General features: G+C 36.7%; 21 protein-coding genes. 3 read left to right on the forward strand and 18 right to left on the reverse strand.

What is annotated here, in order from left to right:
• Positions 1-111: 111 nt before the first annotated feature.
• Positions 112-606 (forward strand): hypothetical protein, encoded by a 495-nt coding sequence (locus H560_RS0104735; protein WP_027378984.1) that lies wholly within the window; start codon positions 112-114, stop codon positions 604-606.
• A 24-nt stretch (positions 607-630) separates the two neighbouring features.
• On the opposite strand, the gene H560_RS0104740 is transcribed toward H560_RS0104735, so the two are convergent.
• From H560_RS0104740 to queG, 7 genes are all read right to left on the reverse strand, one after another.
• Positions 631-1239, reverse strand: coding sequence for a hypothetical protein (locus H560_RS0104740; protein WP_027378985.1), 609 nt, complete (start codon positions 1237-1239; stop codon positions 631-633).
• A 96-nt stretch (positions 1240-1335) separates the two neighbouring features.
• A complete protein-coding gene (locus H560_RS0104745) occupies positions 1336-1998 on the reverse strand; it encodes a succinate dehydrogenase cytochrome b subunit (protein WP_027378986.1) in 663 nt (220 codons plus the stop codon).
• A gap of 133 nt (positions 1999-2131) precedes the next feature.
• Positions 2132-3433 (reverse strand): cryptochrome/photolyase family protein, encoded by a 1302-nt coding sequence (locus H560_RS0104750; protein WP_034752215.1) that lies wholly within the window; start codon positions 3431-3433, stop codon positions 2132-2134.
• Positions 3434-3441: 8 nt separating this feature from the next.
• On the reverse strand, positions 3442-3900 hold the full coding sequence (locus tag H560_RS0104755) for an SRPBCC family protein (RefSeq protein ID WP_027378988.1): 459 nt from the start codon (positions 3898-3900) through the stop codon (positions 3442-3444).
• Between the two features lie 10 nt (positions 3901-3910).
• Entirely contained in the window at positions 3911-4570 is a 660-nt protein-coding gene (locus tag H560_RS0104760) for a murein L,D-transpeptidase catalytic domain-containing protein (protein WP_027378989.1), read from the reverse strand.
• A 6-nt stretch (positions 4571-4576) separates the two neighbouring features.
• Positions 4577-5254 (reverse strand): TIGR02117 family protein, encoded by a 678-nt coding sequence (locus tag H560_RS0104765; protein ID WP_027378990.1) that lies wholly within the window; start codon positions 5252-5254, stop codon positions 4577-4579.
• Between the two features lie 366 nt (positions 5255-5620).
• Entirely contained in the window at positions 5621-6565 is a 945-nt protein-coding gene (queG, locus tag H560_RS0104770) for a tRNA epoxyqueuosine(34) reductase QueG (protein WP_027378991.1), read from the reverse strand.
• Positions 6566-6689: 124 nt separating this feature from the next.
• Here queG and H560_RS0104775 point away from each other — a divergent pair, with 124 nt between their 5' ends.
• Together H560_RS0104775 and H560_RS0104780 are read left to right on the forward strand one after the other, a co-directional pair.
• Positions 6690-6989 carry a rhodanese-like domain-containing protein gene (locus tag H560_RS0104775; RefSeq protein WP_027378992.1) on the forward strand — a complete coding sequence of 100 codons (300 nt, stop codon included), beginning with the start codon at positions 6690-6692 and terminating at the stop codon, positions 6987-6989.
• 22 nt (positions 6990-7011) lie between these two features.
• Positions 7012-7629: an HD domain-containing protein gene (locus H560_RS0104780; RefSeq protein WP_027378993.1), complete on the forward strand. Its 618-nt coding sequence runs from the start codon at positions 7012-7014 to the stop codon at positions 7627-7629.
• 131 nt (positions 7630-7760) lie between these two features.
• Here the strand turns inward: H560_RS0104780 and H560_RS0104785 are convergent, their stop codons facing one another.
• From H560_RS0104785 to H560_RS0104835, 11 genes are all read right to left on the reverse strand, one after another.
• Positions 7761-8750, reverse strand: coding sequence for an NAD(P)H-dependent flavin oxidoreductase (locus H560_RS0104785; protein ID WP_228372420.1), 990 nt, complete (start codon positions 8748-8750; stop codon positions 7761-7763).
• A gap of 78 nt (positions 8751-8828) precedes the next feature.
• The gene (locus tag H560_RS0104790; protein ID WP_027378995.1) at positions 8829-10199 is read right to left on the reverse strand and encodes a peptidylprolyl isomerase; all 1371 of its coding nucleotides are present in this window, start codon (positions 10197-10199) and stop codon (positions 8829-8831) included.
• Between the two features lie 87 nt (positions 10200-10286).
• Entirely contained in the window at positions 10287-11210 is a 924-nt protein-coding gene (locus H560_RS0104795) for a PfkB family carbohydrate kinase (RefSeq protein ID WP_027378996.1), read from the reverse strand.
• Between the two features lie 23 nt (positions 11211-11233).
• Positions 11234-11791, reverse strand: coding sequence for a gliding motility lipoprotein GldD (gldD, locus tag H560_RS0104800; protein WP_027378997.1), 558 nt, complete (start codon positions 11789-11791; stop codon positions 11234-11236).
• Between the two features lie 268 nt (positions 11792-12059).
• Positions 12060-13106 (reverse strand): A/G-specific adenine glycosylase, encoded by a 1047-nt coding sequence (gene mutY, locus H560_RS0104805; protein WP_027378998.1) that lies wholly within the window; start codon positions 13104-13106, stop codon positions 12060-12062.
• Between the two features lie 158 nt (positions 13107-13264).
• Positions 13265-13726 carry a hypothetical protein gene (locus H560_RS0104810; RefSeq protein WP_228372421.1) on the reverse strand — a complete coding sequence of 154 codons (462 nt, stop codon included), beginning with the start codon at positions 13724-13726 and terminating at the stop codon, positions 13265-13267.
• A 70-nt stretch (positions 13727-13796) separates the two neighbouring features.
• Positions 13797-15161 carry a DUF5458 family protein gene (locus tag H560_RS0104815; protein WP_027379000.1) on the reverse strand — a complete coding sequence of 455 codons (1365 nt, stop codon included), beginning with the start codon at positions 15159-15161 and terminating at the stop codon, positions 13797-13799.
• A 21-nt stretch (positions 15162-15182) separates the two neighbouring features.
• Positions 15183-15731 (reverse strand): type VI secretion system contractile sheath small subunit, encoded by a 549-nt coding sequence (locus H560_RS0104820; RefSeq protein WP_081413922.1) that lies wholly within the window; start codon positions 15729-15731, stop codon positions 15183-15185.
• 154 nt (positions 15732-15885) lie between these two features.
• Positions 15886-17979 (reverse strand): M13 family metallopeptidase, encoded by a 2094-nt coding sequence (locus H560_RS0104825; RefSeq protein WP_027379002.1) that lies wholly within the window; start codon positions 17977-17979, stop codon positions 15886-15888.
• Positions 17980-18473: 494 nt separating this feature from the next.
• Entirely contained in the window at positions 18474-20528 is a 2055-nt protein-coding gene (locus H560_RS0104830; protein WP_027379003.1) for a M13 family metallopeptidase, read from the reverse strand.
• Between the two features lie 130 nt (positions 20529-20658).
• A complete protein-coding gene (locus H560_RS0104835; protein WP_027379004.1) occupies positions 20659-21909 on the reverse strand; it encodes a CinA family nicotinamide mononucleotide deamidase-related protein in 1251 nt (416 codons plus the stop codon).

Raw genomic sequence — 21909 nt, forward strand, 5'->3', positions numbered from 1 at the left:
ATGGCTTTTTGCTGCAAAAAATTATTTTCATATTAAAACAACCTATATTTTTGTAAAATAATAGAATTATAGCAATTAAATACCCCAACCTTTTTTATAAGAAAGTTTACGATGCAGGAAAATACATCTCATAAGCTTATACCCATGACCACTTTCGTTATTGAGTTTTACTCAAACGAGGGATATGCTGATCTTCAGACTTTGAACCTGCTAAATAATTACGCTAATTTTCTTAAAAAACCTCTTATTTTAGGGATGTTCATACCCGTAGATAGTAACGGAAATATCCTGAAGGAACCTAAAAATTATAAAGCATGGAAATCTCTTAAGCATAATGCAAAAAATACAAACAGCGAAAATGTAACCTTTGAAGAATATAAAATCTATCAAAAGGCAGAAAGAAATTGCTTGTTTGAAGGCTTCACACTGGCATATAACGGATATTCCGTGGTAAGAATTGTGGCATCATACGACAGTTCCATTGAACTGTCTTTCAATAAAAATGACCTACAATGCCAGACTTTTAAAGATGTTGAAGCGCTTACGGTTTTTGATGAAATTTATTTAAACGAAAATGCTTTAAAAGCCATCGGAATTCACAAATAGTGAGTTTTTTTTAAAAATTATCTGCTAAAAATCTAAAAATCCGTCCGTAAGACATTTCCATTGAATTTTTGAAAAGCCCAGCATTCCGCCCAAAGCAATCATTATATTCCTGATTTTGTTGATAAAGCTTGCATTAAAGTTGGGAGTTTCATTTCTACCGTAAATTCCAGTTTTAATATAATTTTTTTCTCTTAAGATCATAAAATTGGAGGTTGCCTGTGAAGAATAAAAATGGGCAATATGATTGTTTTTCATATCTCCGGGTTTTACGGACGGGCTGCAAATAATCAGCACTTTTTCATAATCATTTTCATTTTCGTGAGCAATACCCACTATTTTTACCCAGTCATATCCTTTACCTTCCGTGTTGCCGGGCCCGGGAATATTAATCCTGATAAAATCACCGATCTCAGGCTTACGGCTGATGGCTTTACCGTAAGAATCAAATAAAGCAAAATCAGCAGACTGTTCACCGCAATAGTGTTTCCACTGATTGACATTGAACAGTCTTATCTTTAAAACTTCAAAAAAATCAAACGCCTCGTCTGGGGTATCAAAAAATTTTTCGCTTTCAGTATCATGAAAGCTGCCTTTTTTCTGTGGCGGAATTCCCGGAATCTGTTTAGCCTTCATATTTATTTTTTTAGATTACTTAAAGTTATTAATCAAAATACAGAACTTTTATGAGTGAGGTCATGAACAAAGTGCATTTCGAAAAATATCAATAAATTATCTTATAAAATGATGAAATAAAGCTATAAAAATAAAAATGCAGGGAACTACAATGGCAAAATATTTCCCGAAACCCGTAAGTGCTCTGGCATATTTATTATTAAATCCCATCGACTGCATTGAAGAATAAAAGCCATGCCACAAGTGAAACCCTAACAGTACAAATGCACAGCAATACAAAAACGTGCGCACCGGGCTTTTGAATTTGTGTACCAGCTCTTCATAATATCTTGTCTCATTCGGGACATTCATTTCAATGAATTTATAATTAAGCTCCTGAAACCAGAAATCATACCAGTGAAGGCAAAAATAAGCCAGAATAACGGCTCCTGAAATAATCATATTTCTGGAACTCCAGGTGCTGTTGGCCGAGCTTGCATTGTAAGCATAGCCCACAGGCCTTGCCCTACGGTTTTGAATCTCCAGAATAAATCCCATCACAAAATGAAAAACTACGCCAAAAATCAGTATCGGCTGCCCGATATACTGCACCAGCCAATTGTAACCCATAAAATTCGAAACCTGATTAAAAAGATCTTCACTGAGCACCGAAGTAAAATTCAGAGAAACATGCAGCATCAGAAAACTAATAAGAAAAATGCCGGAAAGCCCCATTGCCACTTTTCTCATAATTGATGATTGTAAAACTTGATTAGCCATATAATCCTGATTATTAGTTAATTAAAAATACACAATTCCTGTCTTAATTAAATGACAATCAAATTTTTTATTTTGGACAAATCTTTTAAATTTTAACATAAAAAAAGCCACCATAAGCGACTTATTATTTATTCTAATTTTTGACGGCTTTTCCGTAGACCTCCAGTGCACGCTGCCTCGCAAAAGTGTGTTCTACCACAGCTTCCCGGTTGAGATCTTCATCAGTGAGCCAGGTTTTGATATACTTATAATCTTTATCAAACTTTTTGGTCTGTTCGTACGGATTAAAAACCCTGAAATAAGGCGCTGCATCGCAGCCGCAACCTGCTGCCCACTGCCAGTTCCCGTTATTGGAAGACAATTCATAATCCAATAGCTTCTGAGCAAAATAAGCTTCACCCCAGCGCCAGTCGATCAATAGATGTTTGGTAAGAAAACTTGCAGTTATCATCCGCACCCTGTTATGCATAAATCCGGTTTCATTGAGCTGTCTCATTCCTGCATCTACAATGGGATATCCGGTTTTTCCTTCGCACCAGAGCTTAAATTCATCTTCATTATTCCGCCATTGTATATTTTCATATTTCTCTTTGAAAGAATGATGGACGACTTTAGGAAAATGAAATAAAATCTGCATAAAAAACTCCCTCCAGATGAGTTCATTCAGCCAGGTTTCATTATGCTTTAATGCAAAATTCACACATTTCCGAACAGATATGGTTCCGAAACGCAATGCAATTCCCAGATGCGTCGTATGATCCATGCGAGGAAAGTCCCTGTATTTATCATAATCGTCAATGATTGATTTATTCAGCACCGGAACTTCAAACTCAATATCTGTCTTTTTAAAGCCGATCTCTTTCAATTCAGGAAATTTCCCGGCATTATATTGTAAAAACTGAGAAAAATTAATTTTATATTCTTTTATTCCGATTGAATTAAGTGTTTCGTTCCATTTCTTTGAGTAAGGCGTAAAAACCGTGTAGGGACTGCCATCATTTTTTACCACTTCGTTTTTCGCGAAAATTACCTGGTCTTTACAGCTCTCAAATTCAATATTTTTATCTTTAAGGAAATCAGCAATTTGTTGATCTCTTCGAATCGCGTCAGGCTCATAATCTTCATTGCAAAAGACTTTTTCTACCGAATATTCTTCAGTTAATTTTTTAAACGCTTCCAAAGGCTTATTATGAAATATTTTCAATCCGCTTTTATGGGATTTCAGCTCGTCATGAATTTTATGTAATGCCTGATGGAAATAATCGACCCTTTTATCATGCTTATCTTCAAGCTTATTAAGGATTTCGGTATCGAAAATAAATACCGGCAATACTTTTAATCCTGATTCCAAAGCCTTTTTTAATCCTGTATTGTCTTCCAGCCGGAGATCTCTTCGAAACCAGAAAATATTTATTTTATCCGCTTTTTTTAGCATAAATAATTTTATCTGTTAAATCTTTCCTCTAAAATTTTATAACGATAATCAAAAATATCGTGAAGCTTTTTCTTGACCAAAACATTGTGCGCAATTTCCCCCAAAAAACCAAAAGGCAATTCGTAATCTACCGTATCTTTCATAAGAACACCATTTTCATTTTCGATAAATTCATGATGGTGATGCCAGAGCTTATAAGGCCCTTTCTTCTGAAAATCAGTAAAGCTTTTCTGAAAATCAACCTGAATAATCTCCGTTTTCCATTTCATTTTGATTCCAAATAACGGCGAAACAAAATAATCAATGATCATTCCTTCAAAAATTTCGTCATTTTCAAAATGGGTTAATACTATGAAATTCATTTCTTTCGGGGTTATTTCCGAGAGATTATTGGCCGAGGAAAAGAATTTCCACGCGGTTTGTAAGTCGCAGTTCAATTGCTGCTCGCGATAAAGCTGGTGTTTCATTGTTTTGATTTTAATTATAGATCCACATCAAAACAGGTTTCTTTGATTTCTGAAGCATTGGGTCAATTTCCCTCATTGCGTTATTAGATATTGTCGGGCAGCCCCATCCTTCCGGCGATCCATTGGGAAAAACTTCTTCATCGCTCATAAGATCCCACGAGTGAAAAACAATAAATCTCTTCAACGCGTTGCTGTTGGTTTCTTCCAGGCCGTGCATCAGATATTTTACATTGATTCCCCAATCACTGTGACCTCTTCCCTGCAATTTATATTTGCCCAAAGATGAAAGGTGGCTGCCATCTTCATTGCTGAACGTAGGCTTATCTTTCGACTGGTCTTTACTCCATGAATTTGAGCCGCAGCCATGACCCACCAGATATTTCTTTGAAACAGAATTTGTTTTAAAATCCCAGATAAAAAACCTTTTAACGCCGGAATGCAGGCTCATATCAATCAGAATACAGAAATCCGTATTAAATTTCCCTGACTGACAAAACTTTAGTGCTTCATCGGCTTTGGCTTTTGTTTTGGTTAAATCAATGCTCTGTTTCTTTTCAACAATTTCAATCTTTTCAGCTTCAGGCTGCCTTGCTTTTTTGAAATCTTCTTTTTTGTCTGTTTTGCATGAAAACAATAATAGAAATACAAAAATCACACTAAAAATTTTCATTAATGTTTATTTGTAATGTAAAAAAATACCATAATCTGAAGGAGTCCAGAGAGCGGCTTTCTGGCCGGCTGCTTTTAAGGCATCATTTGCCCAGGTATTGCAGGTATCCAGAAAGCTGTATTTACCTTTTGCATCGTAAAACGCATCGTTGTCACTGTAAACCGCATTGGTAGGAATAAGCTTGAAATTTCCTTTTTCATCCTTGTCGAATTTATCTTCTACAAACCGAACCAGTTTTTTATATTGATCCTTACTGATCATGATTTTAATACAATCATCGCCTTCAACCATTTTTTTATAATAAGTACAGTGCATGGCAGATTCGCTAAGCCAGAAAGCCGCTTTAAAAGCCGTTGAAAATTTCAGGTCTGCCCAGGTAGGTGTATCAAGATAAAAACCCTTGTCTCCCCATCCTATACCGACGTAAGTGTAGTCTGTCTCGCCGGATTTGGTATTGGCAAAAGGAATTTTTGCACTCCAGTCCTGAAGATCATTCTTTACAGGCATTACAATATCTGTGTGGACGCCGTTGGTATAAATGTAAACAGGAATTTCTTTTTTCTGACCGTCATCTTTTGCAGACACTTCAATAAAAGGCAACAAATAGCCCAGCGCTACGTACAAAACAACGATTCCTATAATGATTCCCAAAGTTTTTAGAATTAGAAACAGCATCTTTTTCACATTCATGTTGTTAAAATGGTTAATAAAAATTTAATCTGAATTTTTCGTAAAAGTATTTGTTTTAATCGAAATTTTCGCTAAATTTAAGTACAAAATATTCACAAATATGCACAAAAACACTAAGTCCAACAAAAGATTTAAAGTAAGAGTAAAAGTAGCTCCAAAAAGAATACAGAAAAAACGTTGATTTTCGGTGGGATTTGATCTCATGAAAGTCAATTTTTCTTTTTAGGAAAGGCTTACATACCTTTTACCTGATAAAAATCTTTAACCTCCTTAAAGCAGAAAATTTAAGGAATGGTCGATCACCCGCCTTACTCTGGAACTTCATACATTCCAGATAAGGGCTTATCATCGAAAATGTTGTTACATAGTGTCGGAAGAATTCTCCAAAAAATCAATATTTCTTTTCAAACCAGCGAATTTTGTACGCTTTACCGGGGATTTCCTGAAAATTTCTGAAAACAGCTCTTGTGTCAGCTCCCTCCATTCTCCTTTTTTAAAATTTTTTAACAAATCATTGGGTTGAAATTTAGTTTGATTGTGCGGTACAGAAAACCGGTTCCACGGACAGACATCCTGGCAGACGTCGCAGCCGAACATCCAGTCGTCCATTTTATCTTTAAAATAATCAGGTATTTCGTTCTTCAGCTCAATTGTTGCATAAGAAATACATTTGCTGCCGTCCACTATTTTTTCAGAAATTATAGCATTTGTAGGACATGCATCAATACATTTCCTGCAGGTTCCGCAATGATCGGTAGTTTCGTGGTCAGGAACCAGTTCAAGATCACAGATAATTTCCGCTAAGAAATAAAAAGATCCGTTTTGTTTTGTAATTAAATTCGCATTCTTTCCTACCCAGCCTATTCCAGATTTCTTTGCCCAGCTTCTTTCCAGAACCGGAGCCGAATCTACAAAAACACGGAATGCAAACTCACCGATTTCCTGCTGTAATTCTGCAACCATTTCCCGGAGAATGTCTTTGATAACTTCATGATAATCTTCGGCATACGCATATTTTGAAATTTTAAAATTCTCAATGGTTGAAATCTTTTCTTTCGGAAAATAATTATAGGATAAGGATATGACCGATTTTGAACCTTCCACTAATAACCTTGGATCCAGCCTTTTATCAAAATAATTTTCCATGTATTTCATTTCTCCATGAAAATTATTCTTTAGCCAGGCTTCGAGAGGTTTCGCATCTTCTTCCAAAAAATCTGCTTTGGAAATACCACAACTCTGGAATCCAAAACTTTTTGCCTTGGATTTAATTATTTGTGAATATTTTTCAGCGTTGGAATTCATAACCTTTTTACCTTGCAAAACTAAGATTATTTTATAAATTTGCTTGTACTTTGAAGATCGAAATACTGTATCCCGGTTTTCGATGGATCAAATCTAATTTTTAACTCTAAATATTAATATAACTATGTCTTTATCAGAAGTATTAAAATCAGGAAACTATGAATTAATCGACGTTCGTGAGCCAATGGAATTGGAGATGGACGGCAATATAGAAGGTGCTAAAAACATTCCACTGGGTGAAGTAGAGGACAGAAAAGACGAAATTCTTTCCATCGACAAGCCGGTTGTGATCTTCTGCAGAAGCGGAAACAGAAGCGGAAAAGCATTGGAATACCTGAACAGCCAAGGCCTGAAAGACGGTTATAACGGCGGAGGCTGGGCTGAGCTGAAAGCAACTATCGAAGCAAATCAAGGAACTTTTTAAAGTTCCTTTTTTTATATTTATTATGGATTTAAAATATAGATTCCACCAAAGCTGTTCCCGTTTTACTGAAGATCATAATCTTATTGAAAATTTATGGTTGGAAATTGAAAAGAGATATTCAGAGAAAGGTAGATATTATCACAATCTGGAACATCTTGAGAATATGTTTCCAGAGGTTAATGCCATAAAAGATCAAATTGAAAATTATACAATTATTTCTTTTTCAATCTTTTATCATGATATCATTTATAATTCTTCATCAAAATTCAATGAGGAAAAAAGTGCGGAATTTGCCATAAGTGCTCTGAAAAAATTAAATATAAATCAAGATTTCTTCAAAAAAATTTCAGAGCAGATTATTGCTACAAAATCTCATCAAAAATCTAACGACAATGATACCAACTATCTTTTGGATGCTGATCTTTCGATTTTGGGAAAAGATCCCAAAATCTATGTAGACTATACAAAACAGATTAGAAAAGAATATTCTATTTATCCTGATCTTCTTTACAAACCGGGAAGAAAAAAAGTCCTGAAACATTTTCTTGAATTGGAAAATATTTTCAAGACGAAAGAATTCAGAGAAAAATATGAAGTTCAGGCGAGAGAGAATCTTTTGTGTGAAATAGGAATGCTTTAGATTTATTTGATTGATTTATATTATTACCACCCCATCAAAAATTCTTTGAATTTTCGCCACCCCTCCGGAGGAGGGGAATTTTGATGTTGCAAAGAGACTTAATAATGATTTTACTTCTGCTTTGTAAACAATTATAAACCCGGATTCCCTGCTTCTTCAAATTCTTTCAATAAGTTTTGGAAAACCGTTTCTACCGGAAGAACATCATCAATTAAAGCTGAAACCTGCCCGATTTCCAGTTCACCCTCTTCCATATCACCTTCAAACATTCCGCGTTTTGCCCTTGCTCTGCCTAAAGATGCGATGAGGGATTCTTTATTCCGTCCTATATTGTAGATTTCTTCCAGCTCATTGAAGAATTTGTTTTTAACCATTCTTACAGGCGCTAATTCCTTCAATGTCAAATGAGTATCCCCTTCCTGAAGCTCGGTAATTTTCTTTTTCCAATTTTCGTGGGCACTGGCCTCAACGGTTGCTGCAAAACGCGAACCGATCTGAACACCGTCTGCACCAAGAATCATGGCTGCTTTCATCTGTAAACCCAGCGCAATTCCGCCTGCCGCAATTAATGGTTTTGAAATATGTTTTCTGACATTTGGAATTAAACAAAAAGTAGTCGTTTCATCCCTTCCATTATGCCCTCCTGCCTCAAAGCCCTCTGCAACAATGGCATCTACTCCGGCATCCTCGCATTTCATGGCGAATTTTGTTGAAGAAACAACGTGTGCTACTTTTAACCCTTCTTTCTGCAAAGTTTCAGTATAAGTTTTAGGATTTCCGGCTGATGTAAAAACAATTTTAACCCCTTCTTCCAAAATAATCTGAATAACTTCATCAAGATTAGGGTAAAGCATGGGAACATTCACCCCAAAAGGTTTGTTGGTAGCCTGCTTACATTTTTGAATGTTTTCCCTTAAAACGTCCGGATACATGCTTCCTGCGCCGATTAATCCCAGACCACCACAGTTGGAAACTGCAGAAGCCAGCCTCCATCCGGAATGCCAGATCATTCCTGCCTGTATAATGGGATATTGAATATTAAACAGTTGTGTAACTCTATTTTGGCTTTGCTGCATGTCGTGAAGTTTTTTAGCAGAATTAAAATCTATAAAATTGCTCATACTGTAAAAATACTAAAAATAGGGGTTTGTGAAAGATTCATACATAAAAAAACCTCCAGAAATCTGAAGGTTTTCGTATTATTTTTTAACTGAATCTTTTTTCCAGCTTCCTTTAAAGCTGCAGGTGTCGTAACGCCCGTCTATGGAAATAAATGTTGTAGGAAGTTTTGAATTCACAAACTTTTCTACCATTTCATTTCGTTTTTTATTAAGCGCCATCTGCTTGATCCTGTCGTAATCCGTCTCCAGTGTGATCTGGTGAGCTGGGATTACGTCTTCAATCTTCACAATTTTTGCCACTTTTCTTTTTCTTTCATCTTCATCATCAAAAGCCGGCGTGATGTCCCCTTTGTTTAAACCTGCCAATTCGTAGCTGATGGTTCCGGGAATACTTTCTCTTTCAATTTTATTAGAACCGTCTGAACCAGGAATCACCCCGGCATTGAACTTTGTTCTTTTATCATCAGAAAATTTGAAAGCCGCATCTTTGAAAGTGATTTTACCACTGCTGATCAATCCTCTGATACTGTCCAGCTTTGCTTTTGCAGTTTTAACCTCTTCATCTGTAGGAGTTGCCATCAAAAGGATATGTCTTGCATCATAAATCTTTCCTGATCTTTTCACCAATTGGATAATATGATACCCAAACTCTGACTCTACAGGATCTGAAATTTCACCCTCTTGAAGGTTAAGAGCAGCAGCCTCAAAAGGCTTTACCATCTGGCCTTTAGAAATATTTTTCATTAAACCTCCGTTCGAAGCTGAACCCGGGTCTTCAGAATAAATTCTTGCCTGGCTTTCAAAGCTTTCACCTCCTTCGATGTCTTTTTTGATTTTCTTAAGCCTGTTGATAAGGTCTTGTTTATGAGCTTCCGTAAGCTTAGGATACATCATGATCTGGGATAAAGAAACCTCATCCTTGATTTCCGGCAGCTGAGCTTTGTACATATTGTAGAAATCTGTTACCTCATTTGGTGTAACGTCCGCTTTTTCTGTAACCCTCTGATATTTAGCCTGTCCGTAATATGTATCCGTATCGATTTTCTCGATGGCGTTTTTCATTTCATACCCGTTTCTGAACTTATAAGCGGCCAACATTGTTTTTTCGTCAGGAAACTGAGAAAGCAACTGCTGATATTTTGCATTAGCCTGCTCTTTTATGGCTGCAATACGGTTTTCAATTAAAGTATCTTTTTTAGCTTCATAAACAAGAAGTTTGTTGTTAAGAAGGTTTTCCAAAAACTCACACTTATCGATATTAGAAGCTCCCTGCTGCTTTGCATAGTTCATCTGCTCATTCACATCAGACTCCAGCACAATTTCATCACCGATTACAGCAGCAATACCATCCACTAATTCTCCTTGTTTCAGCTGAGCTTTCATCATATTTGTTGCGAACAACAGGACGAAAATTCCAAAAAGAAAAGTGATCTTTAATTTATTTATCATTTTACTATTTTAAACAAGTTGCAAATTTAGAATTCTTAATGAATTACACTAAATTTTTTATTATAAATATTTCTTAAAAAGACGTATTTATTGTAGTTCAACGTCGAAAGTCGTTAATTCCTTGAATTGTCTCAATCTGGCGAACATATCAGATTCGTTAACTTCCTCAATTCTCTCCGTCCCGAATTTTTCCACTGTGAAAGAAGCCATTGCAGAACCTACGATCAATGCAGATTTCATCGTCTCAAAATCAAACTTCCCTTTTTTAGCTAAATAAGCGGCAAAACCACCGGCAAAAGTATCTCCTGCACCTGTAGGATCAAAAACCTCCTCCAATGGAAGCGCAGGAATCGCAAATACCTTATTATCATGGAAAAGCAAAGCACCGTGCTCACCTTTTTTAATGATTACATATTCAGGGCCCATGGTGTGGATTTTTTTCGCTGCTTTTACCAGAGAATATTCTCCGGAAAGCTGTCTTGCCTCTTCATCGTTAATAGTAATAACGTCTGTTTTAGCAATCATATCCATTAAAGTGTCCCATGCTGTGTTCATCCAGAAATTCATGGTATCAAGGATTACTAATTTCGGACGGCTGTTCATTTTTTCAAGAACAGAAAGCTGTACGCCCGGGTGAAGGTTCCCTAATAATAAAATTTCAGCATCCTGCATGGAATCAGGAATTTTCGGGTCAAAATTTTCCAAAACATTTACTTCGGTTGCCAAGGTGTCTCTTGTGTTAAGATCATTATGGTATTTTCCGGACCAGAAGAATGTTTTTCCTTCTTTTACTATTTCAATTCCTTCAATATTGATATCTCTGTTAGTAAACATATCAAGGTGCTCCTGCGGGAAATCTCCTCCTACTACAGAAACGATTCCTGATTTCACTCCCAAAACAGATGAAGTGATACAGATATAGGTAGCTGCTCCTCCTAAAATTTTATCAGTTTTTCCAAATGGCGTTTCGATCGCGTCAAACGCAACACTTCCTACAACTAAAAGTTTCATATTTTTTCAAAGTATATTTTAAATTAATTTTTCCATTCAAATGTGTCGAGCAGGTGTTTCATATCTTTTTTGATATAATCTACTGCAGGTGCCAGAGAATCCGGCTTCGGTCTTGTATTAAAGTATAAATAGGCAGTCACAAAGTGTTTTGTGCTGTCCGTAATGTAAAATTGAAGATTGGAAGCGCTCTGCCCTTTGAGCTCATAAAAATTTCCGTACACCTTCTTGTTCGGGTATTCAAAAGATTTTGTATCGATAGCGCTGGCTTTAATTGTATGTTCGTAAACCATTTTTTCCGCTTCCTGAATATGTGCCGCAAAATCATTCTTAATCGGATAATACGTCACAAAAATCTTTGCCTTCATTTTCGGATAATTCAAATAATACCAGCAAGGTTTTTTGGCATCCGTAATTTTAGCAAAATCAGAGTATTCAAATGTGTAAGTGCAATTATTCTCAAATTTCTGATATTTTGGCGCCGGATATTCCAGACGCAGCTCCCCGTACGGCTTCGGAATAGGATCTTTTCCGCAGGAAACCAATAGCAGTGCAATTAAAATAAAAAAGGCATTTTTAAACATTTTGCAAAAGTACAAATTAGATTTCAGATTTCGGGAGACAAATTTCAGGATTTCAATGGTTTTGGAATTGGAGTTGATTTTAGATGCAGGAAGTATTTAAACGCAAACGGCGCTAAGATTTTTTGTTACAATTGTCCTGCATATTTTTCGTTCGCAAAGGCGTTTCACTCAGCAAAGAACACTTTTTGAACTGTATTATTGTCATTCTGACGAAGGAAGAATCTGTTTTAATCTTATGAATTGCCACACAGTTTGTCATTCCGTGTTTTCACAAAAACCTGTACGCCGTATCATAGCTTTGAATATAATTTTCTAAAGGTTTTGGGAAAGATTTTTCGTGAAAACCTTCAACATCAGTTACAGTAAAATCATTTTCAGCAATAAAGGTATTCCAGATTTCCTCTGCTTCTACCTCAACATTGAAGATTTCAATGCTTAAATTTTTATGGGTAAGTTTATGATTAACCATTTTTACACTTTTAATAAATGAAAGCAAATCATCCGGAATTTCAGTCGGAAATTCGAACAACTTTTTCCAGATAAAATCATCTTTTCTCTGCTGAATTAAAAACTGCCCATTTCGGTGAACAAAATAATATTTTAAACTTAAATCTTCTGCCTTTACTTTTTTCTTTTTAACAGGAAATTCAGAAGTTTTATTTAGTGAAAAAGCGAGACAATCTTCATTTAAGGGACATTCATGACAACGAGGATTTTTAGGCTTACAGATTTCGGAACCCAAATCCATCATTGCCTGATTGAAATCTCCTACATTTTCAGGTAAAATTAAATGAGCCAGCTCAGAAAAATAATTGAAAGCTCTTGAATTTGAAATATCAAAATCATCCGCAAAAACACGGCTTAAAACCCGGTAAAAATTACCATCCACAGCAGGAATTTTACCCTCAAAACAAATACTTGAAACTGCGGCCGCCGTATATTTTCCAACGCCTTTTAATTTTAAAATTTCTTCGTATTCATGAGGAAAAGCTCCATGATAATCATTCATAATCTGCTGAGCTGCCTTATGAATATTGATAGCCCTGGAATAGTAACCCAATCCTTTCCAATACAGCAAAACTTCATTTTCCTCAGATTCTGCCAGGGTTTTTACGTCCGGGAATCTTTTAATGAAATTATTATAATGGTTCAACCCCTGATTAATTCTTGTCTGCTGGAAAACAATCTCGCAAATCCAGATTTTATAAGGGTCTTTTGTCTGTCTGAAAGGCAAGTCTCTGGCGTTTTCTTTATACCAGATGAGGAGTTTATTGCCGATGTGTTTGAAGTTTGAGTTTTGTTTTGTTTTTTCCAAAGTTGTCTACTGCATTTATTAGATGCTTCGACTCCGTTCAGCATGACACGTCTAATACTAACTGCTTAATCAGAGTAAATTTGTAGCAATGTCATGCTGAACGGAGTCGAAGCATCTTAAAATTTAAGATTTCTTATTCTTTGGTACAAAGATAAAAATTATCGATCAGTATTCACAGAATAAACTGGAGCTGCTCTCAGCCATTGATACTTTAAATTCATTTCTTTGGCGATAAAACGGTAACCATCCAGCTTTTTAAGATAAACATACATGGTATCCTGCTTCAGCTTAAGCTCCTGATTAGAAAGAAATTGAAATGGAAAAACAACAGTAGAATCTCTTGTGGTTTTTAAAACATTCCCGGCATTTACCCTGTAAATAAAAATAGATTTTCCACGGCCTGCGGATTTATCAACCAGTTTAATATTTGCTGTAGAAACCACCATATCTGATCCGTCGAAACACTCCTGGGGCTTCATGATATAGGCTTTGCCTTCCTGCCGTTCGTCTGCAAAGAGATCGATTTTGTGATCGGTCTGAATTTTTTTGTCGTCACAGCTTACACTGAAAATGATAAGAAATAAGGGCAAAAAGAATCTCAACCTGCCTTTGATACTCATACTTTTAATGATTTGGTAGAAAAAAACCGATGTAAAAAATGCATCGGTTTCATTATTTGATTTATTATTTTTATTCCTGAGCGTATTCTGCATCCCATTCGTTGCCGTCATCTCCTTTGTGCCCGTCCAGTTTAATAACGAAACTTTTTGTAGGGAAATAAGGTGTTAAACGAATGTCCAGCCATACTCTGTCTTTATTCACTCTATCTTGTTCGAAACGAACGATTTTGAATTTTTCAATTAATTTATCCGGACCTTTGATGCTGTCTAAAAAGGTAACAATCTGTCTTCTCAAATCATCTTCATTTTTAGCATTCCAGTTTTCGAAGGCTCTTCTGTTTAAGAAATCAAGCAAAACTTTAGTTACGTAATCAAATACACGAACCACGGAATACGTCTGAAGTCCGATATTGTCTCCTGTAAACAATGTTTTTGCCGAGAAAGCCATGATTTTACCATACTCATTCACCATAGGAACCAAGCCCATTTTTTCAAGCTGAGAGATTTCGCTTTTCTTTAGCTCAAATTTTACGGCGTCCACCTCGTTGATATTACCGTGCTTTTTACCTGCGGCAACCTGTGACATCAGAGTTTTATGGATTTTTCCGGCTAATGAAGTGGATGGCGGAAGCTCTACATTCTCTTCTTCACCTACTTCTTCAGCTTTGCCACGGCCAACCAGCCAGTTACACGTCATGATCACATTACTTCTGTGCAATTCACCACCTGTAAGGTTTGCGGAGTGGAATAAATCTACCACATCATCCGGCTTATCAAGATTAGCAAAATCCGTAACCATCATTACTTTGTTTTCGTTACAGATTTTAGCCCATTTTTCAATGACTTTATTAGATCCTAAATAGCCCGGAATGGCGAGAATGGAATAATTATCCCTAAGATCCAGCCTGTCGTAATAATTTTTAAATTCTTCTGCAATAGCATCGATGAATAAAGGATTATCAAGGTCTGAAACCTGATCAATACTTGCATTAACGATACTTACGTTATCTACTTTGTCGAGCTCCGTATTTTTGTAGAATTGAGCGACAGTTCTGTAATTTGTTTCCAGCATACGAACCGCGTCCAGTGTATTTTTTAAGTTTTTCTTTAAATTTTCCTCGGCTGCCTGGGCTTTTGTTTTGCAGGTATCTGCCATTTTATCAGCAGATTCGTTTCCTTCCAGAAGATTTACCCAAAGATTGATTTTCTGAAGCAATTCTTTCCTTTCTTCGGCTTTATTGCTGTCATTAAGGAATATTTCTTTCCTTGCTTTTCTCGTCGGGTTCATGTTTGCAATACCGTCTACAACGGATTCTACAAAACCAAAACCACCTATTTTATTGAGTTCGGCAAGCGGATTACCTTTCGGTTGGCCTGCGTGCTGCTGTTGACCTTGCTGTTGGCTTTCTGCCGCCTGCTGTAATTTACTATCCATGATTAATGTAAAGTCTTTAGATTATTTTTCAAGTTCTTGTGCCACTTCTTTCAATACTTCGATGAATGCAGCTCTCGTCTGATCATTCTCAAGCATATTACGCAGAATTTTATTTGTTTTCAGCTGGCGGACAATCTTATTGTATTGTTCCTGTTCCATGCTGAGCTGTTGTAAATAAGCTGATTTCTGAGTAAGATTTTTGGGAGTGAAGTCCGCAAGATTTTGAAAACGGAATTCTTCTTCTACCACGTTGCCATCTTCTGTTTCATGCTGTACCGCTACAGAAGGCTGGAAATGTTTGAAGACGTCATCCACAGTCTTTAATCCTGTTACAATTTCAGGGACATAAGATTCATCAGTTGTAAGCTGGCTCACAATGAGTGACTTATTTTCCTGTATGTCCTGAATAGCTTCATTAGCGTCTACTTTTACCTCGTTTCCGCCAACACCATAATTAAACATTGCCATATTATTATTATTTTGAGATTTCTTATTTTGGTGTGCATTGTTTTTATCAGCATCAAATAACTGACCAATCCAATGTTTAAATTTAAAAAAAAACTGTAACATACAAAATTTTGTTAAGATTTTTCTTGAAATATTTAATTTAATACGTCAAATATTAATCAAATTAACAATATTAACGATTCACTAAGCTAGGAAAAATAAATAAAAAACGCATCATTTCTGATGCGTTTTCGTTTCTAACAATTTTTGGCTTGTCTTACCAAATTTTTATTCTGTCCTGAGGCGCTTTGTACATTTTGTCGCCTGGCTTGATATCAAAAGCTTTGATGAAAGAATCCTGGTTCACCAACGGACCGAATGCCCTGAAAACTCCCGGAGAATGCGGGTCTGTCTTCACCTGATTCGTCATATACTGATCCGTAGATTTTGTTCTCCAAACCGTAGCCCAGCTCATAAAGAATCTTTGATCCTGTGTAAAACCACTGATAAGTCCCTGATTTCCATGGTCTTTAAGATACATCTGAAGCGCATCATAAGCGACTGCTACCCCACCTAAGTCACCGATATTTTCGCCGCTTGTAAATTTACCGTTCACAAAGCTGCCTTTTACCGGTTCATAAGCGCTGTATTGAGCCGCAAGCTGACCTACTTTTGCATCAAAGTTCTTGCGATCCGCATCTGTCCACCAGTTATTTAGGTTACCGTCTCCATCGAATCTCGATCCACTGTCGTCAAATCCGTGAGAAATTTCGTGCCCGATAACCGCACCGATTCCCCCGAAATTAACGGCAGCATCGGCCTTAGGGTTATAAAATGGCGGCTGAAGAATGGCTGCCGGGAAAACAATTTCATTGTTTGATCCGCTGTAATAAGCATTTACCGTCTGTGGAGTCATTCCCCATTCTGTTTTATCCACCGGTTTTCCTACTTTATCCAGGCTTCTCTGATATTGCCATGCGGAAACATTCTGAAGATTAGAATATAAGGTGGCGCCTGCCTTCGGAGATTCTACCTTCAACTGGGTGTAGTCTTTCCATTTATCCGGATAAGCGATTTTTACTGTGAATTTTGATAGTTTGTCCTGAGCTTTAACTTTAGTTTCCGGAGACATCCAGTCCATATCATTAATGTGCTGCTTGAATGATTTTAAAATGTAATCAATATACATTTCCATCTGAGCCTTTGATTCCGGAGTGAAGTATTTTTCAACATACAATTTTCCGAAAGCTTCGCCAAGAACACTGTTTACAAGAGAAAGACCTCTTTTGTCCATCGGGCGCTGCTCTTTTTGACCCTGCAAATATTTAGAATAAAAATCAAATCTGATCTGCTCTAAATTTTCATCAAGATTACTTGCGTTCCCGTTGATTAAATGATATTTCAAATAATCCTTCAACAACGGAAGATTTTTCTGCGTGATAAAAGAATCCATATTCTGGTAATATTTCAGTTCACCCACGATTACTTTATCCGTATTTACTCCCGCACCTTTTAAATAATCAGCCAGATTGATATTTTTAACCAAACCTGATAATTCCGATACATTTTTTGGGTTATATCTTAAATTGGCGTCTCTGTTTTGTTCAAGAGTTAATAAATAATTAGCCAATTGCTTTTCAAAGTCTACCACATTTTTAGCCGCTGCATCAGAGTTCTTATATCCTAAAACCCCGAATAACTTCCCTACATACGTCTGATATTCAGCCAGAGTTTTTGTATTGGCTTCATTTACTTTCTGGTAATAATCTCTTCCCAAACCAAGATCCGGGCCGCCAAGATACACTGCATTCATTTTAGAATTCTTCATATCTGCCCCTACTCTCCATCCATAGAAAGAATTGTCACCTAATTTTGTAGCTTCCAGTAAATATTTCTGAAGATCATTAAGATTTTTAATTGCGTCTATTTTTGCTAAATCCCCTTTAATAGGGGTAAGACCTTCTGCATTTCTTTTACCGGTATCCATGAAGGAAGCGTATAGATTCTGGATTTTCTGGCCTTCTGAGCCTTCAGGATAAGATTCAGATAAAATTTTGTTTAAAATATCCAATGAAGAATCATCCACATTCTCTCTCAACGCATTGAAAGAGCCCCAGCTTGCTTTATCAGAAGGAATCTGAGTGGTTTTCACCCAATTTCCATTAACATAGCTAAAAAAATCATCCTGAGGACGTACAGATGTATCCATGTAAGATAAATTGAGCCCTTCCTCTTTTACTTCTTTTTTGACAGGATCTACAGCAATTGTCGGTTCAGGCTTCTGCGCTGTGTCGGCAGTTTTTGTCGTACCACATGAGTTTAAAAATACCAGCCCGGAAAAGGCAAGTATTCCAATATTTAGCTTTTTCATTGAAAATATTTTTTGATTTTTAATACAAACTTACCAAATATACGAATTTTGATGAACAATTTTAAGTGGTGAATTATAAGTTATGAATTATGAGTTATGAATTATTTATAAAATTAAGCTTTGGCCAAAGCCAATTTGATTATGCTGATTTTTGAAAACGGGCTAAGCCCATTCCTATTGATAAAATAAAACTGGTAGCTTCGAGAGCCTCAGCCTCCAGTTTTTATTTGAGCTTTGTGGAGATTTTTCCAACTATTGAAAAGGAAAACCGTCACCCTAGCCCTGATCGAAACATTTGTCTGAGCTCATTTTTCAGTTTTCGGGGGGTGGGGCGGCGGCTTTGCCGCCCCACCCCCCGAAAACTGAAAAATAGCTTTTCGATGTAATCAAATTGCTCCTTAAAATAATAAAGTAAAATCCACGAAGTCAAAAAGCTTTAAATAAAAACAAAAAACCGCTCATTTCTGAGCGGTTTTAATATTATTGATCGATAATTACCAGATTTTAATTCTCTCAGCAGGAGCTTTGTATAATTTATCTCCCTGCTTCACGTCGAATGCTTTGTAGAAGGCATCAACGTTTGTTAAAGGTCCGAAACTTCTGAAATATCCAGGAGAGTGCGGGTCTGTTTTCACCTGGTTTACCATGTACTTTTCACTGGACATCGTTCTCCAAACTGTTGCCCAGCTTAGGAAGAATCTCTGATCCTGTGTAAATCCGCTGATCTGTCCAGGGTTTCCTTTATCTTTTAAATACATTTGAAGCGCATCGTAAGCAATGTTTACACCACCTAAATCTGCAATATTTTCACCGTTTGTGAAAGTTCCGTTCACGAAAGTTCCTTTTACCGGCTCATACTTATCATATTGGGCAGCTAAAGCTTTTGTAGCTTTTTCGAAGTTGGCCTTATCTTCCGGCGTCCACCAGTCTACCAGGTTTCCGTCTGCATCAAACTGTGCTCCTGAATCATCAAACCCGTGGCTCATTTCGTGACCGATAACAGCCCCGATTCCACCGAAATTAACGGCTGCATCAGCTTTAGGATTGAAGAACGGCGGCTGAAGAATCGCGGCAGGGAAAACGATTTCGTTGTTTACCGGGTTATAGTATGCATTTACCGTCTGCGGAGTCATTCCCCATTCTGTTTTATCAACTGGTTTCCCGATTTTAGCTAAATCTTTATTGTATTGCCATTCCGTAATGTTCTGAAGGTTGGAATATAAATTTCCGCCTTTAGCTTCAGAAATGATATTTAATTTAGAATAATCTTTCCATTTGTCCGGATAAGCAACTTTTACAGTGAATTTGTTTAATTTCTGCATTGCTTTTTCCTTCGTTGTGGAAGACATCCATGTTAATCCGTTGATGTGAACAGCGAAGCTTTTCTTTAAGTAATCAATTAACTCAACCATCTGAGCCTTTGCTTCTGCCGGGAAATATTTTTCAACATATAACTTTCCGAAAGCTTCACCCAAAGTTCCGTTAATTAATTCATAACCTCTTTTGTTCAATGCTCTCTGCTCCTGCTGGCCTCTCAAATATTTACCATAAAAAGCAAATTTCATATCACCCAGCTTTTCGCTTAAATATGAAGCACTTCCGTGAATCATGTGGAATTTAAGATAATCCTTGATTACAGGAAGATTTTTTTCGCTTACCAATTTGTCGAAATCTTTATAATATCCGATCTCACCGATGATTACCTTATCAGTAGTTACGCCTACTTTTTTAAGATAAGCCGGCAGATCTACTCCTTTTACCAATGTCTTAAGTTCAGCCATTGTTCTTGGGTTATACTGAAGAGTATTATCGCGGCTCTGCTCGTTGGTAAGGTAGGTTTTTGCAATGCTTTTTTCGTAGTCTACAATTCCTTTTGCGGCTGCGTCGGCATTTTTGTAACCCAATTCTTTAAGCATAGAAGCTACATATTTTGTATATTCTGCAAGAGCTTCCGTATTTTTTTCGTTTACTTTCTGGTAATAATCTCTTCCTAAACCAAGAGATGCATTTCCTAAGTAAACCGCATTCATTTTAGAATCTTTTAAATCTGCATCAACTCCCCATCCGTAAAACGTATTTTCTCCTTCTTTAGTAACAGAAGTTAGATAATTCTGAAGATCATTAAGGTTTTTAATGGCATCAATTTTACTGATGTTATCCTGAATAGGTTTGATTCCGTCTGCATTTCTCTTCTGCATGTTCATATACGTAGCATACAGATCCTGGATTTTTTTACCTTCCGTACCGTCTGCAAACTTATCTTTTAAAAGAGAATTCAGGATGGTCATGGAATTGTTATCCGTATCTTCAGCCAGCTTGTTAAAACTTCCCCATGTTGGTTTATCAGAAGGGATTTTAGCGGTTTTCATCCAGATTCCGCTTACGTAGTTATAAAAATCATCCTGAGGACGTACAGATTTATCCATCAGGCTAATATCCAGACCGTTATCTGTATTCACTGCAGCTTTCACAGAACTAGCCTGGGCGCTCACCGTATTTTGTGAACAAATCCCTGCTATTAAAAAAAGAGAAAGTGTTATTTTTTTCATTATAATTCAATTTATACAATAAGTATATTTTATCTAAAATTTGTTACTGGAAATTTATTATTTTTTTAAATGTCTATTAACAGCTTATTTTGCTTTAAAATAAAACCTGCTTAAGCTTTTTATAAACCTTTTACTCCGCAATTAAAATTCCCACAAGATCCTGAATAATTTTCTGGGAAACGAAATACATAAAGTCAAGCCTGTCAAGATGAGGCATATACAATTTTGAAGTGACCACTTTTTCATCTACCCGGATGGTATAAAAAACTGTCCCCACCTCTTTTCCGTCCTCCCCTTTTCCGGGGCCTGCAACACCTGTGGTAGACAGTGAAATATTCGTTTTAAACAATTTCTGGCAGCCTTCCGCCATTTCCGCCGCCACCTGTTCGCTTACAACGGTAAACTGATCTATTGTTTCTTGTTTAACCTTTAAAATTTCCACTTTTTTCTCCGTGGCATACGTTACAATTCCGCCGAGAAAATATTTTGAGCTTCCGGAATTTGAAGTTATTAATTTAGCGAGTTCTCCACCGGTACAGCTTTCTGCGGTAGAAACCGTTAATTTTTTTTCATTCAGTATTTCACCTAAAATCTTTTCAATTTTATCTTCAGAAGTTGCGATAACATTGTCTTTTATCAAAGGCAGAAGCTTTTGGATTTCCTCTTCCAGTTGTTGCTGTAAAGCCGGTTCATTTTCACCGGTGGCTGTAAGCCTCAATTTTACACGGGTTCCCACCGGAAGGTAGGACAGTGACAGGTTTTCGGGCAGGGCAAGTTCCCAATCCTCAACTGTATCCGCCAGAATACTTTCAGGAATACCGACAACGGAAACAATTCTTGTTGAAATGTAATGCAAGTTAAATTTTTGCTGTAAATAAGGAATTATCTGATCTTTTATTAATGGTTTTACTTCATAAGGAACACCCGGAAGGCTAAACAGCAGTTTCCCGTCCTGCTCCATCATCATGCACGGTGCGGTACCGAAATGGTTCTGAAAAACCGTAGATTTTGTAGGAACAAAAGCCTGCTCACAGTTCCTCTCCAGAATTTCGAGGCGGCCGCGTTTTTCCATATAATGTTTAAGATGATTGAAAGTAACCTCATCCAGAGCAATTTCATCATTAAAAAATTCTGCGATGGCTTTTTTTGTTTTATCATCCCTGGTCGGGCCCAAACCGCCCGTTGTGATAACAAGATCTCCAATTTCAAGCGCAGCCTGTATTGTTTTTTTAATGGTCTCAATTTCATCTGAAATCGTAAAGATCTGTGAAACTTTTATTCCAATATTTTTAAGTTCGGCAGCAATGAAGTTAGAATTGGTATCCACCGTGTTTCCGGAAAGGATTTCGTCACCAATAGTTATAAGAACAGCTTTTTCCAT

This window comes from Chryseobacterium daeguense DSM 19388 (genome assembly GCF_000430825.1).
GTDB lineage: Bacteria > Bacteroidota > Bacteroidia > Flavobacteriales > Weeksellaceae > Chryseobacterium > Chryseobacterium daeguense.